Below are 17,692 nucleotides of genomic sequence, written 5' to 3' on the forward strand. Positions count from 1 at the left end.
CATAGAAAAATAGGTTTAGATGAACAACCCAAAACCTTAGATGGAAAATTAAATTCTTGACTTCTACTGGAAGATTTTTGCTTCCTTTCATTAATTAAACTTGGATTAATTAAACTAATTAGTAAATATAATCCAAGGTACAATAAAGTGTTTTACAGCGATCACCTCAAAGCAACCGCATAACCTTTTTTGACTATTTAGTCAGATCTTTTGGCTGATTTGTTCTTAATATAGGTGCCAAAATTTTTAGTTTACTTGCAAGACAAAACCCAAGTGCTTCTCATATTCTTTGGAATATATTATTTCAAATCCCGACTGAACAAAAAAATCTTTTAAAGTATCAAGCTTGTAAAGGGTAGAATAGGTTATTGTAATCATATTATTATTGGATTGTAAAATTTCTCTTTCCTTATCATTTAAATGGTAATTTGCTCCAAATCTTATAGAATCAGCAACCTGTGACCTTTCATTTATATTTTTTTCAAATTTCAGATGATTTAATTCAGGTTTAATACCAAATGCTACTAAGGGTTGCACTATAAATTCTTGTAATAACTCACTGTCATGAAAAATGGAATTCTTATCCTCACCCATATCTTTATTAACCTCAATAACTAGATAATCATGTTTCATCATTGAGTTTATTATATTGTTTAATAGACTACTTTCATTATAGTTACCAAGGGTATTTCCAAGTAAAAGAAAAATATTTCTACTTCTGTTGTATTGATATACAAATTTTAAATTCTCCAGTGAGTAGAAATTTGCTCTTAATCCTTTTACTTTTACATCTCTATCATCAAAATAGCTAGTAATGTTTTTAAGAGCATTATTCAGAATATGTGAACTCACATCTACTGGATAATACCAATTAATATTTCCATTTTTTCGAATACTCTGTAGAATTATTTTGTCCTTGTCTGCTGAACCAGGACCTAAACTTATAACATCAACAGAACTTTTTGAGATCTTGGCTACTTCTGCAGATAAATCTATTATGTGATTATGATCTTTGACAGTTATTTTTTCATAACGCAGCCATTTTTCAGCGGTTCCCCTATCCCAATAAAGTAGATCTTCTAAAACACGTGATCCTTTTTTGATACCTTCTACCCAATTATTATATAATGTGAAATCGATCAAATTTGTATGGATTGCATAATCAACAATCGATTTTCTATAATCTCCTCTGACTAAATAATCATTTCTTTTCTTTTCTGAGCTCCAGATTGTTTCCTTTAGCTTTTTTATTGCAGGTCTAAGTTGATTTGAATGATCAGTATTTTTTTCATATTCATATTGAGCTGTTATAATCCCTAATAAATCGCTAGGCTTTTTTATTCTAATATTTTTCGGAACTAAAGCATAACAATTATCGAAACCCATTATCCCTCCAAATAGACCAAATTCAAATATTACATTATCTCTAACAGATTTCAATTCATTATTTCTGAAATTGAGATCGTCATCAGGATGAAATATAAAAATGGCTTTATCATAGTAATTTTTCAAATTAATTAAGGATTGAAGAATGTTATTTCCTATTTCCCATTCGGCATCTTTCCAAACTGTGGCGCGTATTATCTCTTTCTCATTAACCTTCTCTTCTAATAATTCTTTTGTAGCTGTAGCGTAGCCTAATGCTTCACTGGATGAGGCAATAAAAACCTTTTTCATTTTTTACATTTAGAAATTTTAGTAGTTCTAATAAGTATTTTTTTTAGTAAAATTCTTATCTTATTAGCATGGTTTTATTTGCAGGAATACCAAAATTAAAACCAAATAAGGTTAATAGTCCTCCTGACCCAGTTAACGCGCTGCTAAAATCTTTTCCAATAGTGGCATTCAAGAAGATTGAAGAGGTTAACTTATAATCTAAATTGAAGGTAAACCTAAAAGAATCATTACTTTCAATACGTGTTATTGGTTCGTTATTTAAATTGAAATCTTCAAATTCTATTTCAGCACTTCTAAAAATTCCTTCGAAACCTAACACAAAATCTTTCGTGGTCCGATCCACTCTGAGCCCAACATCAAGATTGGTTGAAATTGAGTCTCTGTATGACTTCATATATCGAAGTAGAAAAGTTGCATCCCCATATTGATTGTCAGGTCTGTAGGTAACTGTCCCCCAGCCTCCGAACTGATTGAACTTCTCATTATCGAACTCATTTGTTGGAAAATCAATCCTTGAAGCTAAAGCGCCTTCAACTATTAAACCAACTCTATTCTTCAATTCACCCTGTAGCGTTATAGCATTTGTAATAGAAGAATTACTTATTATATCAATGAGGCGCTGAACGTAGTCATTCATGCTTTCTCCTGCATTCCGATTGTTATTTTTTATAATTTCTTTTGTTGTATTCAAGGCATCATTTGATAAAAAGTCCAAAACTTGTGTTTGAGTTAAGCCAGCAATAGGCCCAAGACTCACGTTACCACTTAATGCTTGATTAATGAGGTTCTTGACACCGGAAACTAAATCTTCAGGGGTATTTATATTTGGGAGTGATAAAGCACCATTTATAAGTGTATTTACCACATTTTCATATTGAATGCCAGCTATAATGTTTCTTGCCAGTTGACTTGTTCGTCCTGGAAACAGTTGTGCTCTTAACCCAAGACCTAATTTTCTCCCATCAGCAATTCCATCAATCTCATCTGTAGCTATTGAAATACCAAATGTCTGTCTTATGGCATCCGAAATACTACTTGGTTCAATATAATCTTGAAAAGTTAAATTGGGTCTTTTACTCAACCAAAATGGTGAAATCTCCATCGCAACATTAGGTGCAATTCCGTCCTTACTAAGTGCAGATAATAATGAGGTGGTAACAGCATTTCTATCCGTTGGTCGTGCAATAGAATTTGCTTCCGTACCTATTATTATGGATGCAGGAAAGGTCGGACTCTTCAAGTCATCAAGAACAATTTCATTATTTACTTGCGAAAATACGGAACCTGATAAAAGGTAAAATAGGCCGATAATTACAAATCTTCTCATAGTAAAGAAATTTCAATGTCATGAATTACAGTACCACCATTCTGCTCTGCTTTTCCTTCTGAAGTTATTGTTTGCGAGTTGGCATCGTCTGTCAATTCTATTGTAACGATAGTTTCATCTGTATCTGGTCGGACGTCTTTAATACTGGAATCAATATAAAGTTTCTTCCCTTTAATTATATCCGAATGACCAATTGACATATCAATCAAACTACCTATAAATAACAAATTAGAATCTAAGAGACCGGTTGCTGTCCCCAATTGACCTTCGCCAATTACTAGCCTTAAATTGACTACACCTGATCCAACTGAATAATTAACATCTTTTTTTACATGCTTTGCCATATGCTTTTAATTTATCTATATTTTACTTTTTTCACTTATTATTTTATCAGTTATCCAGCCAGTCACTTCACCAGATGACGTTCCATCAGTAGTGATCATTGCATCATTACATGCCTTCTCACTTTCCATTAGTTTTTTAGCTTCAAGCAAATTAGCATCAGCACCAAGAAATTTTATACCATTTTTTATAACCTGTTGTATCCAAGTAATATCTGACTGCAGCATATCGGAAATGGAGCTCGTAGGTGGTGGATTTTTATCTGGATCAGTGTTACTGTATAAGTATTCAAATAATGTGCTCTTATGAAATAAATACACTGCCTTTTTGTTAAGTAAAATTGGTAATCGCTGCCGGCCATCTTTATTCATTTTTTCTATTAGGTCTTTTACCACTAAAGCATCTATGGCCTCTTGTGAGTTTTCTACTATTGAAGAATCTTTGAAATTTTGAAAGGGTATCATTACCTCTTTCACTTTTATTTTTTCTAATTTACCATCAGAAGTAATTTTTGAAACTAGTTTTTCTACACTCTTATTTGCAGCTTCAAAATTTTCCTTTGAAAAATAATAGGCCAAGACTGTGCCCATCCAAGTACCAAAAATTGGAAGTAATGCGGTGTAAACGTATTGCAGGACTTGTTTAGCCTCATCAATATCATTGTTTATTAATATGTAAAGAGTGGCTATTATGAGGCCACAAATACCCAAAATACCAGTAGCAATAGGTACTGAAATTGAGATGATGCGAGCAATTTTCTCTCTCGCGCTCTTGTCCTTGTAGTCCGAGTTGCCTGTTTTTATTAAAGCCATATATTATCCATTCAAAGCACTATTTAAAAATCCTTTAGTTGTAGGGTCATAATCGCCATCAGAAGTACCACAGTTAAAACCTGCTATTTTTAGTGCATTTTGTAGTGCTTTAACCTTATCTCCTTGATCCCTTGTAGCAAAAGTGGGTGCCGGCAGCACTAATAATTTGCTAGGTGATAGCCGTCTAAAGCCTAAAACGGTATTTGTATCGAAAGCTGAGATTGATACCTGATTGCCTTGATTGCCTCCTAGGCAATATACTCGGGAAGCGTCTTGTGAATAACCAAAAAAGAAACCTACATGACCCTTCCACGATTGTGGACTTTCACGGCAGAATATTACCACATCTCTAGGTTTTGGTGAGTTATTGTGCCGGTCTCCTGAATATTCCTTTTGATCAAGTTCATGAGTAGCTATTTGTATTAATTTATCCATATACAAGCGCACAAGTTTTGATTGATAATTAAAGTTCTGAAGTTCTTCAAATAAATGCAATACCCATAAATAGGTATTTTGCTAAAATTGAAAACCATCATTTAGTAAGAGTGGAATAATTGCATTAATCACTTGAAGGAAACTTTGGTCGAATTAAAGCAATCAGACCTGTGTAAAAACAGGGCTGAAAAAATAGAATAAAATTCAATTGTTTGATTGGTGGATTTGTAATTGTAATTAAGCCTCTATTCCAATAACCACCAAAGGAACTGCCGGAACTCCCCTTCCTTGCCTTGCTAAATCATAAAGGGCTCCTTCATAATAACCAGGACCAGAAGACATTTGAGATTGCATTGATTTCATGGGAAGAATCTCTACCCCAACCTCAATGGAATTACCAACATAAAATGCCAAATGCTTTACAAAAAGATCGTAGGCTATAAAGCTGTACTTGCCAAACTGAACTTCAATGGCAATTCTGTTTTTCATAAAATCCGTTTGGTTGTAGGAACGAATAGGCGATTTACCCTCCTTTTCAATAAGGGATTTTTGGTCATCTGCCGATAGATGCAATGTCTTTGTGATAAGATCATAGTCATCCGTAACCCAATAGGATGTTCGGCTTTCTGCCCAACCCGTTTTTTCCAGTTCAATTGCAAATTTCTTGTTGATGGCAACGGGGCTAAAAAGTTCTTTACCCTTCATTGTTTTTTCTTTGCTGACCTTCGTTCTAAATTCTTCTGCATCTATTCCTTCAATCACGGCTATTATTTCATCCCATAAATCTTTCTGATGATATTGAATCCATTCAAAACCATTTAAGTGGGAATACATTGCTCCTATTTTCATGTGTATATAATTGTTTTTAAGTTGCCACATGGAATAGTCAAGGTTTAAAAATTATTTAACCAACCTTCAACGTCCTGTTAAATTTATTTCGGTTGGTATGCTAGGTTTATGACTATTTCATGAGTTGGTTATAATTGGTAAGCGAACTTCTTTATTTATCATAACTATATTAAAAATTGAACCGATCAAAATACCGGAAATTATAATCTCTGGAAAATCAGCTAGTTTCTTATTATCTAGCGCCCCATTTCCATTTCGAAGGATATGTTCAGTTAATTCTTTCAATTTATTCTTCTTTATGAAATCATATTTTTTGAATTCATTGATTAAGTTTTCTGAGAAAATGCCAATTTGATCCACTAGCCAAATTGGGCCGTTTTTACTTCTATCCTTATTTGTCCAATTCTCTTGTAATCCATTGACATCTATATTTTTAATGAATTCAATATACTCCTTTAAATAATCTTCAAGGTTGATATCCATTATTAAAAGAGACTCCCATACATCATTAAATAGATTTTCCTCTAGTGGAAGTTGCTTATTCTTTTTTGAATTACCGTAATGAAAATTTATCCACCAATCAACTTTTTGAATTTCTTTATTACTAACATTTCTTAATTCAAATCGAACGCCACTTCCAAATCTTAAGCCTGGTATGGCTAACCAAAAAGATCTACTCCATGAAAACTTATTTCCTTTAAATTCAGGTTCGAAAAATTTAGGTAGATTGTCTGAATTATTTACAATCTTATTTTCACTCTTAGGGCTTGGAAGCTTCTCCTGTGGAGTTTCTAGCATACTTTGAGCCAAATAATAAGTAAGTAATGGTGGCACAGCATTGCCTATCATTTTCAATTTTCCGCCATAAGAATTACTATAAAATTGAAAATCTGCAGGGAATGATTGAATACATCCTCTTTCTCTAACGGTTAACCTTCTAAAGCCTTTATTTCCTTCAATAATGATGCTTTCCCTGGATACTCTTGTGCAAAGTGCCGTAACTGTTCTGGAGGGTCTGTCAAGTTTATCCGGAAAAGACATCTTATTATAAACAGGATGAAAAGTTTTCGAATCTTTATTGATCCTTTCTTCCTCCTGCGTTAATGGAGTTTCTTCAATATGATCCGTAAGATTAGCTACTGTGTGACCATAAATAGGGTCACAAACTTCATCGCTAGCTAAAGACTCCACTACATCCCGAAGGTGTCTCAATTGAGTCATTTCACGATATGATTCAAATAAATCTCTTGGAAACCTACCTGCAATCATTCTCTTTCTATTTTGGGGCACCCCAAACTCACTGGAATCATAAACCTCTATTGTACCATATCCTCCTTCAAATAAATGCTTAAATTTATTTAAACCACCTCCTTCTTGAATTTCCAATCTCAGAATTCCGGCAACTCTGGGTACATTCTCCATTGCCCAATATTTTGGCTTTAGATAATCAACCACTTCAAGAAATTTATAAATATCAACCAGACCATCAGCCAAATCTCCACCTCCGCCTCTGTTGGCATAAGAAAATTGAGTGCAAGGAGGACTACCTACTACAAAATCAACTTCAGAGTGATCAGGTAAATCCTTTACTAAATCCAATTTTCTGATATCTCGTTCTTTATGATTGGTCCCGAAATTTTTATTATGGGTATGATTGGCATCTTTCCACCATTCGTAGGATGAAATCACCTCAATTCCAGCCATCTTCAAGCCGAGAGTCCAACCTCCTATTCCACTGTAAAGATCAATTGCTTTCATCACTAAAATTTAAATTTGACTGAATGGAATTTTTTTGACGTCCATAATGAACTTTTGCTTCCGACACTTTTAATATTTCATCATATTTATTTTCGTACAATAAAAGCTCGGCAATCTCATCACTAAGATAGATTTTCTTCAACTCTTCTTCCGTAATATTGAAAAGTTCTGACACCCTTTTGATAATTTTCGGTATTCTTTTCTTAGGGAACTTGTTTTCGTTTTCAATTCGGCTTAAAACTGCTACATCAACATCAAGCTCATAAGCTAGCTTTCTTTGTGGCCATTCAGCTTCTTCCCGTAATTCTCGTATGTATTCTCCCAGTGATTTCATCCTAACGTAAATGTATTGATAAAAAATAACTTGACAAATTTTATCAAGTTATTTTTTATCAAATTGATTTAAATGATATACTTAGGTTCCTTTTCCTTCCATTCTGCTGTTGATCATGTTTACATTTGTGACAGCAAATCCGCTAAAAAGTACCATTACAAAAAAGATTGCAGGGGTCTAAATGCTTGTAAAGCAGAGGTAGTAAAAGTTACCTTAGCCGATGCTAAAGAATCTAAGAGAACACTTTGTGGTTAGGAGGATTGAAAAAAATAGCCCCTTCCCTATCTACAAAAATTTATCTATTCCACCACAATTTTATAACCGGAAGATGAAAAATTAAAAATAGTATTATCACATACTTTACCTGCCGCAATTTCAATCAGGTATGGAAAATCAAAACGCTCATGACTTATTTTAAAAGATTTATTGCGTTCTCCATTGATGCTTTTTTGAAATTCCTGTCCTGAAGTCCATATCAGTGAGTCTGTGCTGATGACAAGGGTGTATTTAAAGATATCCTCATCATTGACATCCCCACAATTCCTTATATCAGGATAGTCAATTTCATCTTCATATTTATTACTCCACTTTTTTTTCTCTTTATATTTAATATTCTTTATTTTTCCATATAAATGCGTATTACCAGCGGCATCTTGGTACTCAAAAATTTTGGATTCCTTTTTATCAGGATCATATTCAAGCGTATTAGCTGGCAAATTTGCAGTAAGTATTTTAACATCCGATTCCAGATATCCCAGTGTATCCCTGTCTGCAAGTATGGTAATCTTTTTATGGTCTCCTTTTGGGGAGGTGATTCTTTTTAATTTTTGTTGTGGACCAATATTATTGAAATATCCTATTGAATTTAAAGTCTCTTTTATTTTTTCAGCCATAGAAACATCTTCTTCATCAATTAAGCCTCCAAATATTACTTTTGAGCCTCTGGCTTCTTTAATAGGTTCCAACGAAAGCGGAAAATTGCCTTTTTGAATTCTTTCTATGGTTGCCCTTTTCGCTTCTAAATTCCTATCGTAAATATAGCTATATGCCAATAACAAAAAGCTTAATATTAAAAACGAATAAATTACAGCAAAATGAATGGAAGTACGTTTTTCATGTTGCTGATAGGAATTTCTCATCAGATTAATGAGCAGTTTTTCCTCTTCATTCAGGTTTTGCTTTTCTGATAAATTGGACATGGCTTCCAGCAGCTTTTTCATCTGTTTATTACTTCCACTTGTTAGCCTTTTAGCTTCATTTAATAATGTTCCGAAATTTGGCATGACACAATAGTTGTTGGTTTAAATGGATATCTTTTAAATTTATCTAATTACAGACAATCTCGGAATTTTTTATCCTAGTTTTGTTCCTTTGCACGTTGCTTTTTATAATCCTCCCAATCAAATGTTTCTAAAAATTCAATAGCCTTGGTTGCGCCTCGTTCAAATAATTTGATCTTATCTTCTTCCGTCATATTAAAATCCAACCAATTAAAATCTTGGTCTGCATCAATCCTACAAATAAGCTTTTTGTAGTCAGGATTTTTCAATAGGAAATCATAATCGTGGATTTGGCGCATGGTACTGATCATGGCACCACTCATTTTCAAGAAGCTGGAAGTATCACTTGCTTCATCCCGATAGGCACTTAAGCGAGCCCCAAATGTTGGTCTTTTCGGTAATTTATGATCGGAACGGTGAAATACATTAATCGGAAAGTTGGAAAGCATGCCGCCATCTACAAATTTCACCTTCTCAGGGACTTTTCCGGTATATCGAGCAAATTCATCCCATTTTGGATCATGGGCTTGCCCAGCATTGGGTAAATCGGAAACTTCGTATGGCTCAAAAAAGTAGGGTATTGACATAGAGGCCCGTACCAACTTGGCAGGATTCTCTTGATCTGGATTTTTCCAATACAGAGATTTCATTTTCGGAAATTCCACTTTTGTACATGTGCTTATATCGGAAGTAATAATGGCCAATCTCGGCTTTGCCTCCAATGGTTGACCCGTTTCATCATGCAATGCGGGGACTATTTGTCTTAAATCCTCAAGATCTTTTAATGTGAAAATCTTTTCCTTTTTAAGGATTTCCGTAATCCAATTCTCAAAATCATTTCCCGGGTTAAGCCCAAATTTTGATTTCAGAATTCTATATATTTTTAAGGCATTCCAAACTAATGATAAAGCCCAACCATTTTCCTTTTTAATGGCTTTTTGAATGAGCTTTTTAATTGATTTATCGCCATCCACCAGATCGAATAGATTCTTTTCACTTAAAATAGTTAGGACTTTTTCTGACTTTGTTTCATTTATTTTCCCAAGGCTTGCCAGCATCAAGGTATTGATGGCACCTGCAGAGGTTCCTGCCAGTGAAAAGAAACGAATTCCGGCAGACTCAAGTACGTAGGTATAGCCTATTAATGCAATGCCCAATACTCCTCCCCCTTCTTGGACCAAATCCACATATTGATGACCATCGGCATCGAAAGTATCGGAAAAGCGCTTAGTTTTTAAAGGTTCTATTCTTTCTAAAATCCCTTTAATATTTTCCGTTTCAGTAAATTTTGCTAATGTCATGAGACTATAATAATGCTTTAACAGCTGTTAATACTGTGTCACCTAAGAATTTTAGAGCAGCATTTGTAGCTCTTTGCGCTGAAGCGGTTGACATCGCCCCTATTGCCAAAAGCTGGTTCTTAACCACTCCTTTTTGACCTTCAATTTCTGACTTAAACTCATCATCCGTTATTTCTCCCGATAGCCTTAAATTTGCCAATAATTGAAGCGCTTCTTTCTCTTCTTCAACTATTTTTTTCGCATATTCCCTTATATGGGGAAGGTCGCTTTCCAATGATCCTTGAATAACATTGGTTAATCCATCAATTAGCGCATCAAAATCAATATCCATCATTATAAAAATTAATTGGTTTCATTTTTTGCTTTTTCAGCTTTTAATAGTGCTTCAAAGTTTTTTGTAAAATTATTTCTGTGAATTTGTAGTATGGTCTCCTTTGAATTAAGGTCACCCTTATATTTTCTCCAATAATCCTGTAGAATACTTTTGGAAATTTCTGTGGAGAATGTATTGAGTGATTTCGATTGGTTCTTCAACATTATTCCATAGAGATCCGAATCAATATCTTGATAGAATGCTTCAAAAGATTTCCTAGGATATTCTTCTGTAAATTGTATTTCGCCATTGTCATCAGTCAGCGAGAGCAGTTTAGCATAATACGAATCAACATCTTGCGCCACCTCAACGATTTCATTAACCATTTTGGAATCATAGTCAGTAATCCATTTTACTTGGCAAGCTTGGGTAAATAAGCCTATTAATAATAGAAAATAGATGGTTTTTAAATTGAGTTTCATATTCATGATTGTTTGATTTGACTTCCGATTCTTTTGATGGAATCATTTTCTTTTTGTTTACCTGCACCCCTTAAGGCTACCAATTTATTCAATAGGTCAAACCAAAAAGGGGCACCTAATGCAATAGCAAAACTTGTGATGAGCCAGCCTAATAATGAAATAAAAAAGTTACAGCAATTACTAATCAAATAATTCCAAGCTGATTTATTCCAGCCAATTTGCAACATATTTGTATTGGCTTTAAGATCATTTGTGTAAAAATCTTCAAGTGCAGACTTGGCCGAATCATAGGAATCACTGCTTAAATTAGGGGATTCATGATCATTCAAATATTGACTTGCACCATCGGCAATTTGTGTTCTCAGATCCGAGTTTTTTGACAGTTGTTGATAAATGGAAATGGAATTGGCATTTAAACATACCGCCACTAAAAAGCTAATCATAAATGTGATCAATTTTATTTTACGGTTAAACCAGCCGGAACCTCTTTCCGCAATTTCATTATACCAAGCCTCCAGTCTTTTTCCGAAATCATTGATATCCTCATTAGCTTCTTTTGCGAATGATTTCAATAGGGCTTTAGTCTCAACTCCTAGAACAGCTAAATTATCAATAGCATCCGAAATTTTATAACCGTGATCTAATGTAGAGCTTTTTCCTAAGTCATTTAATTCACCTTTTGTTCTGATGATATCTAGAACAGTTTTGGCAAATTTATCACTACCCAAATATGATGGTAGCTTTCCATTTTTCTTTGACAAATACTTTATTAGCGGGTGCTTATAAAAAATGACAGATATGTTTTGCGAATCATCATCAAGTGCTCGTTCAATAATTTTTCTCAAATTTTTAGCCCTAAGCTGTAAAATGGACGAACAATATTCCACTACCAAGGTGACCAATATGCTTAAGAGCAAATAAACAAATACCAGTCCTATTATGATTTCTAATGATTCAAAACCAGCCATGATCACTCGTTTAAAATACTGTTCAAATAGTCCTTTGTATTGGGTCCGTACTTCCCATCAATCGTTAAAAACCCACTGGTCGCTTGTAAATCTTTAATAGCATTTTCAGTCTTAGGGCCAAAGTCACCATCAGATGTACCACAGTTAAAACCTGCTATTTTTAGTGCATTTTGTAGTGCTTTAACCTTATCTCCTTGATCCCTTGTAGCTAAAGTGGGTGCCGGCAGCACTAATAATTTGCTGGGTGATAACCGTCTAAAGCCTAAAACGGTATTTGTTTCATAAGCGGAGATTGAAACCTGATTGCCTTGATTGCCTCCTAGGCAATATACTCGGGAAGCGTCTTGTGAATAACCAAAAAAGAAACCTACATGGCCTTTCCATGATTGCGGACTTTCACGCCAGAATATTACCACATCCCCCGGTTCTGGTGCTTCGTCAACTTTTTGTCCTATCAGCAACCATGATCGCGCATTGGCCTTTTTACTGGATTTTAAGCCACATTTTTGCGCCACCCAATTTACAAAAATACTGCACCAGGGCGTTTCATCATCATTTACCCATTCAAAACCGCTTTCTTTGGCATAGTCAACTATGGATTGATTGTGTTGGTCTCCTGAAATTTCCTTTTGACCAAGTTCTTGAGTAGCTATTTGAATTATTTTATCCATATACAAGCGTTGAGGTTTTGATTGTAACTAATTTCTAAATTTTATTTTACTATTGCAATACCTATTATTGGGTATTTTTCGATTTCCCTAATTTCTAATTACATGGATTGGATTTTATTTGGAGTTTTAAAAAGTTGAATTATTGATTTGATGTTATAAATAATTCGTATCTTAATAACTAAAAATTAAACATCGTGAAAAAGAAAATTATAATGGGAGCTGGAATATTAGTCCTGCTACTCATCATTTGGGTAGTTTACGGATTATTCTTTGCTACCCCTGTTAGTCCGCCCGCAACGGTTACTTATAATGAAGCCGGATTGGAAATCACCATTGACTACAGTCAGCCCTCAAAGAAAGGCAGATTGATTTTTGGAGAGGAAAGTGAAGGCGCTTTGCAGCCTTATGGAAAATACTGGAGATTGGGTGCCAATGCCGCCACTGAAATCAGCTTTAATAAAGATGTCACGTTTGGGGGCAAGCCAGTTGATGCTGGAACATACAGAATGTATGCCGTACCCGGTCCAGAGACATTTGAAATTACTTTAAACAGTGAAACTGATGTTTTTTTCGGAGTAGCTGAACCGGATTATGATTTGGATGTGCTTTCCATTGAAGTTCCGGTGCAAAAACCTGCTTCCACTGTTGAGACTTTTACCATTGGTTTTAGCTCAACAGACAAAGGAGCCATAATAAATTTCACTTGGGATCAGACGATGTTTCAGGTACCTGTATCGGTTCAATAAGACTTTATTTTATTGCTAAACATTTGAAATTATTACACTCTTTCAGGGCTTGGTTTAACTATTATTTTTGCAGTAGGGCTTTACCCTACTTTGAGATATTCCGTCCCTTCAGGACTTTAGTATTTCTATTATTCAAGAAGTACTTCAGCTTTCAATAAAGGGATTTGCTAATGTATCTACAAATATTTTGTTGTTTAGTTTAGTCTTGAAAGGACATAATATCATAACATAGGGTAAAAATCTTTCAATTACTTAATATCTATTTTGAGCGTGATTGGGATTTACCTCAGTAAATATTCGTTTACCCATTAAAAACATATATTTAGATAGAATTTTGTACTTTTGAAAAATTGAAGAAAAAACTACTATATGGATAAAGTAAAATACCTCATTATAGATGACGACCACATATTTAGTAAATGGCTCAAAACCAATATTGAAGATTTATTCCCCGATTTTGAACATATCAGTTCTCGAGTAGATACGCTTGGGGGCTTGCTTGATATCCACAGAAATTCACCGGATTTGGTTTTCTTAGATCAATACATTGATGGTCTTAGCGGTTTTGATGTGCTGGATTTAATGAAGCAACAACCCAAAACGATTATGATTTCATCTGAGAGTATTGATCAATCGAAATTAGATGAATATCCCAATGTAATCGGTTTTATAGATAAGCCAGTTGATTTGGATAAATTGAAGGCTATGTTAAAAAGTAGTGAGCTTATTTGATTGATGGGGTTGCGAATAAATAATATCCATCTTTACGGGTTGTCTTACTTGGTCTTTATAATTCCCATTGACATGATGTTTTTTCCTTAAAACAAATTGATTTAAATAGTGTTCTAATGGCTCACTAAATTAAATCATTATGAAAAAATTAAATTATGTAATCGCTATTGGGTTAATTTTTACTTTCCTAGCCTGCGGAGGTGGGGAATCAAAATCTAACCAAACCGAAGAGAATTCCATGGAAGAAGCAGTAACGGAAGAAACTCCAGCTGTTGAGGAAGCCATGGAAGAAGATGAGTCAGCAAAAGACATTGTAGCCTTAGCAATGGAAACGGAATCTTTATCGACCTTAGTATCTGCCGTTAAAGCCGCTGGCCTTGTAGAAACCTTGCAAGGAGATGGTCCTTTCACCGTTTTTGCTCCTACGAATGCAGCTTTTGAAGCATTACCTGAAGGAACATTGGAAGATTTACTAAAACCTGAAAACAAAGAGAAATTAGCCTCTATTTTAACTTACCATGTGGTAGCAGGAAAAGTAATGTCAACTGATCTTTCTGATGGAATGAAAGCCAAAACGGTAAATGGTGCTGAAGTTACCATCAGTACTGCGGATGGAGCAAAAGTGAATGGCGCCAATGTTGTTTCTGCTGACGTAGAATCTTCCAATGGAGTAGTTCATGTTATTGATGCTGTTATCTTACCTCCAACAGAGTAATACAACAATCAATCATTAATAAAAAGCTCCTTTCAGGGGCTTTTTTTATGCTCAATTATTACTTGGAATCATATTTTAAATTTCGCAACCCTTTTCTAGCAGTCCGATCGACAAGAGTAAATATTTCATCATAATGGTTTTTTTTCGCACTTGGCTGATGGCCTTCTATCTTTATAAACTCACAGTTTAAATGATCGGTGATTTTAAAGAATTCGCGATATAGCTTATGATGATTCAAAAGCTTATTATTTGAAGAATGATAATCATTTTGTTCCAGATTAGTACGTCTATTTAGGAGTCCGATAATGCTTTGAGAATCAGTATAAACCACTATTTCATCATTTGTATCTCCCAACTCCTCTAATGCCCAAAGTAATGTCTGTAATTCTAGTTTTGTGGAAGAAGTGTTGCTAAAACTTTTGGTCCTGATTTTATCCTTCAGGCTAAGATTGAATTTTTCATATTCATGCAGCACCAAATAAGCGCCACAACCCACTTTGAGTTGGTTGTTTACGCTTCCGTCTATAAATAGTAATTGTCTGTTTTTCATAGATAACCCCATTAACTACTCAAATAAAGCCCCTAAAATCTCATTAAAAAGAAAGTTATCAATGAATTTAATGAGTAGTAAATATTTAAGTTCAACAATTTTTGTACTGAATATTAATATAAGAATTAATTATGCGATTACTTCCCTCCAAAAAACAACTTCAAATAAAAGCCCGGCTTCACCAATTCCTTTTTTAAATCCACATTATCGAGCATAGAGGTTAAGAGTGTTCGCACTGAAGCGTTATGATTGGCTTTTTTGACCACAAAATTAAAAAGTTTTGGGTATCGAAGAAGCATTTGGAGCTTACGACTTATTCGCAATTCGTTCCACATTTTGTGATATACCATCTTATCATATTGCTTGAGCGAATGAGAAGTAAAGATTTGATTTTCAAATGCTTTAATGATATATTCCGAAGCTATTCTTCCACTACGCAATGCATTGCCTATCCCCTCACCCGTAAAGGGATCAATTAGGCTGGCGGCATCCCCCAACAATAAAAACCGATCACCAGAAATAGGTCTTTTTTTAGAACCTATGGGTAATCCAAATCCTTGCGGTTTTTCAATAGAAGTGGCATTTTGAAACCTTTCTTTTAAACTAGGAATTGATTCTATAAGAAGATTTAATTCCTCCTTTAAATTAAGTTTTCTTTTACTTACTTCACTGGAAAGCATACCTAATCCTACATTAGCTTGTCCGTTGGGTAAAGGAAAAATCCAGAAATAGCCAGGCAAGAGTTCTTTATAAAAATGAAGCTCTATTGCCTGTTGATCATTAAAACCAGTGACGCCTTCAAAATATTGCCTAATTCCTGCACAATAATGTTGTTTTTCTATTTTTATACTTCCTAATTTCTTATTGACTATAGATTGTGCACCATCTGCACCTACAATCATTTTAGCACTAAAGTCTCTTTTATCAGTTTTTAAATCAATTCCATCTTTATTCCTTTTAACTTCCAGCGCTTTCTCGCCCATAAAAATTTGGATATTATGCTGAATTTCGATTTGCTGAAAAAGGAAATAGTCAAAATCAATGCGTTTGCTAATGTAACCCGCTGCATTTCCATGATTAGGATTTTGGTAATTGATGTCTATAAAAGAATGGTTAGGCGCCACAAATCTCACACCATGAGAATCTATCTTTTCATGGAAGGAATTAAAATCTTCTCCTAATTTTTGATCCATTCGATAGAGTTGGTTTACAACATCTGCACTTAATGCGTCCCCACATATTTTATCTCTGGGAAAAGTGGCTTGATCGATTATCGCAATGTTTATATACTGATTTCGAAGTTGATAGGCACATGCAAAACCAGCCGGCCCAGCTCCCACTATTATTAAATCGAAATCATGGCTTTTTTCTTTCAAATGTCTTATGGTGTTTTGAATATTTGATATACTTAAACAAGTATTATCTTCAATCGATTCAATAATTGAATACGGAAAAGTTTAGTTTATTCAACCAAGATTAAATTTACAGATTTCTTTCTTTTTCTAATACCCTATTCATTTTTTTGACAATCATATCTAATTCCATGGAGTTTCTATTGACTAATTTCAGTAATTCTTTTCTCTTTTCTTCAGATGCTTCCATTTCAATCAAGTTAAGAAGCCCTAATATTCTAGCTAAGGGCGCCCTTACTTCATGTGAATTCATATGTCCGTATTTTATAATTCTATTGAGTTGATCATGAGCTATTTGGGTTCTTTCTTCAACTATTCCTTCCAAATTGGAATTAAGTTCTTTTAACATATCATTTGCATCCGATAATTCTTGAGTTCGTTCTTTTACTATTTTCTCAAGATCCTTATTATTATTTTCTAATTTTCTCCTGTAACTCATTTGGACCAAATAAATAGAACTTACGAAAGCTGTGGCCATCATTTCAAGTGTTCCGGAAACAAATATGGATTTATAAGAAGGCCAAAAAGAAAATTCCTGATTGAAGCCAAACATCCAATAAGTAAGAATCAAAAGCGGATATAGCAAAATACAATAATAGACAAGTGAATTAACAAACCATATAAATCCTAATTTAGTGGCCTTAAAGTCATATTTTTTGATCCGTTGATAAATGTACCAAAAAATAAATAATGGTATAACATGCATTAAGAATATTGGAAATAACCTTAATTCAAGTGGCAAACCCAATAAAGTCAATAAGCAGAGTAAGATAATATATAAAGGATTTCTTATGTGAAATATAGCAATCAAAAGCGGCACCTCCCTTAAATCACTGTAACTACCATCAAAGCCTGGTGTATCAATAGTGATCAGCCCTAAAACTGCTGATAAAATCCCAAAAATAATCGTTATGAAAAAATCTGAATGCTTATCAAAAAAATTTACTTTGAGTTCTTTCATTTAAACCTATATTAGAAAATTTATATA

General features: G+C 34.1%; 21 protein-coding genes. 4 read left to right on the top strand and 17 right to left on the bottom strand.

Annotated elements, in window-relative coordinates; all coding sequences use genetic code 11:
• Positions 1–246 precede the first annotated feature (246 nt).
• The 8 genes from ACFE0M_RS05025 to ACFE0M_RS05060 form a co-directional block, all read right to left on the bottom strand.
• Positions 247–1,677, bottom strand: coding sequence for an L-histidine N(alpha)-methyltransferase (locus ACFE0M_RS05025; RefSeq protein ID WP_434544654.1), 1,431 nt, complete (start codon positions 1,675–1,677; stop codon positions 247–249).
• Positions 1,678–1,732: 55 nt separating this feature from the next.
• Positions 1,733–3,004, bottom strand: coding sequence for a hypothetical protein (locus tag ACFE0M_RS05030; protein WP_434544655.1), 1,272 nt, complete (start codon positions 3,002–3,004; stop codon positions 1,733–1,735).
• Positions 3,001–3,348 carry a hypothetical protein gene (locus tag ACFE0M_RS05035; RefSeq protein ID WP_434544656.1) on the bottom strand — a complete coding sequence of 116 codons (348 nt, stop codon included), beginning with the start codon at positions 3,346–3,348 and terminating at the stop codon, positions 3,001–3,003. Before ACFE0M_RS05035 ends, ACFE0M_RS05030 begins: the two co-directional genes overlap by 4 nt.
• A gap of 15 nt (positions 3,349–3,363) precedes the next feature.
• Positions 3,364–4,158 carry a hypothetical protein gene (locus ACFE0M_RS05040; protein ID WP_434544657.1) on the bottom strand — a complete coding sequence of 265 codons (795 nt, stop codon included), beginning with the start codon at positions 4,156–4,158 and terminating at the stop codon, positions 3,364–3,366.
• A 3-nt stretch (positions 4,159–4,161) separates the two neighbouring features.
• Positions 4,162–4,593: a hypothetical protein gene (locus tag ACFE0M_RS05045; RefSeq protein ID WP_434544658.1), complete on the bottom strand. Its 432-nt coding sequence runs from the start codon at positions 4,591–4,593 to the stop codon at positions 4,162–4,164.
• Positions 4,594–4,830: 237 nt separating this feature from the next.
• Positions 4,831–5,442, bottom strand: a complete 612-nt coding sequence (locus ACFE0M_RS05050) for a BglII/BstYI family type II restriction endonuclease (RefSeq protein WP_434544659.1) — start codon at positions 5,440–5,442, stop codon at positions 4,831–4,833.
• Positions 5,443–5,559: 117 nt separating this feature from the next.
• Positions 5,560–7,200, bottom strand: coding sequence for a DNA cytosine methyltransferase (locus ACFE0M_RS05055; protein WP_434544660.1), 1,641 nt, complete (start codon positions 7,198–7,200; stop codon positions 5,560–5,562).
• The gene (locus ACFE0M_RS05060) at positions 7,187–7,534 is read right to left on the bottom strand and encodes a helix-turn-helix domain-containing protein (RefSeq protein WP_434544661.1); all 348 of its coding nucleotides are present in this window, start codon (positions 7,532–7,534) and stop codon (positions 7,187–7,189) included. Before ACFE0M_RS05060 ends, ACFE0M_RS05055 begins: the two co-directional genes overlap by 14 nt.
• Positions 7,535–7,606: 72 nt before the next feature.
• Between ACFE0M_RS05060 and ACFE0M_RS05065 the strand changes: the two genes are divergently transcribed.
• Complete coding sequence (locus ACFE0M_RS05065; RefSeq protein ID WP_434544662.1) at positions 7,607–7,789, top strand: hypothetical protein; 183 nt, start codon at positions 7,607–7,609, stop codon at positions 7,787–7,789.
• A 44-nt stretch (positions 7,790–7,833) separates the two neighbouring features.
• Here ACFE0M_RS05065 and ACFE0M_RS05070 read toward each other — a convergent pair whose 3' ends face one another.
• The 6 genes from ACFE0M_RS05070 to ACFE0M_RS05095 all read right to left on the bottom strand — a co-directional run bounded on the left by ACFE0M_RS05070 (position 7,834) and on the right by ACFE0M_RS05095 (position 12,549).
• Positions 7,834–8,817, bottom strand: a complete 984-nt coding sequence (locus ACFE0M_RS05070; protein ID WP_434544663.1) for a hypothetical protein — start codon at positions 8,815–8,817, stop codon at positions 7,834–7,836.
• 74 nt (positions 8,818–8,891) lie between these two features.
• Entirely contained in the window at positions 8,892–10,115 is a 1,224-nt protein-coding gene (locus tag ACFE0M_RS05075) for a patatin-like phospholipase family protein (protein ID WP_434544664.1), read from the bottom strand.
• A 4-nt stretch (positions 10,116–10,119) separates the two neighbouring features.
• Entirely contained in the window at positions 10,120–10,449 is a 330-nt protein-coding gene (locus ACFE0M_RS05080) for a hypothetical protein (protein ID WP_434544665.1), read from the bottom strand.
• 8 nt (positions 10,450–10,457) lie between these two features.
• Complete coding sequence (locus ACFE0M_RS05085; RefSeq protein ID WP_434544666.1) at positions 10,458–10,910, bottom strand: hypothetical protein; 453 nt, start codon at positions 10,908–10,910, stop codon at positions 10,458–10,460.
• Positions 10,911–10,912: 2 nt separating this feature from the next.
• Positions 10,913–11,878 (bottom strand): hypothetical protein, encoded by a 966-nt coding sequence (locus ACFE0M_RS05090; RefSeq protein WP_434544667.1) that lies wholly within the window; start codon positions 11,876–11,878, stop codon positions 10,913–10,915.
• A gap of 2 nt (positions 11,879–11,880) precedes the next feature.
• Entirely contained in the window at positions 11,881–12,549 is a 669-nt protein-coding gene (locus ACFE0M_RS05095; protein ID WP_434544668.1) for a TIGR02594 family protein, read from the bottom strand.
• A gap of 194 nt (positions 12,550–12,743) precedes the next feature.
• On the opposite strand from ACFE0M_RS05095, the gene ACFE0M_RS05100 reads away from it, so the two are divergent.
• The 3 genes from ACFE0M_RS05100 (at position 12,744) to ACFE0M_RS05110 (ending at position 14,742) form a co-directional block, all read left to right on the top strand.
• Positions 12,744–13,295 carry a DUF2911 domain-containing protein gene (locus tag ACFE0M_RS05100; RefSeq protein ID WP_434544669.1) on the top strand — a complete coding sequence of 184 codons (552 nt, stop codon included), beginning with the start codon at positions 12,744–12,746 and terminating at the stop codon, positions 13,293–13,295.
• 369 nt (positions 13,296–13,664) lie between these two features.
• Positions 13,665–14,027, top strand: a complete 363-nt coding sequence (locus tag ACFE0M_RS05105) for a response regulator (protein WP_434544670.1) — start codon at positions 13,665–13,667, stop codon at positions 14,025–14,027.
• Between the two features lie 139 nt (positions 14,028–14,166).
• Positions 14,167–14,742, top strand: coding sequence for a fasciclin domain-containing protein (locus ACFE0M_RS05110; RefSeq protein WP_434544671.1), 576 nt, complete (start codon positions 14,167–14,169; stop codon positions 14,740–14,742).
• A gap of 58 nt (positions 14,743–14,800) precedes the next feature.
• Here the strand turns inward: ACFE0M_RS05110 and ACFE0M_RS05115 are convergent, their stop codons facing one another.
• The 3 genes from ACFE0M_RS05115 to ACFE0M_RS05125 form a co-directional block, all read right to left on the bottom strand.
• Positions 14,801–15,292, bottom strand: coding sequence for a ribonuclease HI (locus ACFE0M_RS05115; protein ID WP_434544672.1), 492 nt, complete (start codon positions 15,290–15,292; stop codon positions 14,801–14,803).
• 137 nt (positions 15,293–15,429) lie between these two features.
• The gene (locus ACFE0M_RS05120; protein WP_434544673.1) at positions 15,430–16,668 is read right to left on the bottom strand and encodes an NAD(P)/FAD-dependent oxidoreductase; all 1,239 of its coding nucleotides are present in this window, start codon (positions 16,666–16,668) and stop codon (positions 15,430–15,432) included.
• A 106-nt stretch (positions 16,669–16,774) separates the two neighbouring features.
• On the bottom strand, positions 16,775–17,665 hold the full coding sequence (locus ACFE0M_RS05125) for a hypothetical protein (RefSeq protein WP_434544674.1): 891 nt from the start codon (positions 17,663–17,665) through the stop codon (positions 16,775–16,777).
• Between the last annotated feature and the right edge of the window lie 27 nt (positions 17,666–17,692).

The sequence above is a fragment of the Marivirga sp. genome (assembly GCF_051117495.1).
Classification (GTDB): domain Bacteria; phylum Bacteroidota; class Bacteroidia; order Cytophagales; family Cyclobacteriaceae; genus Marivirga.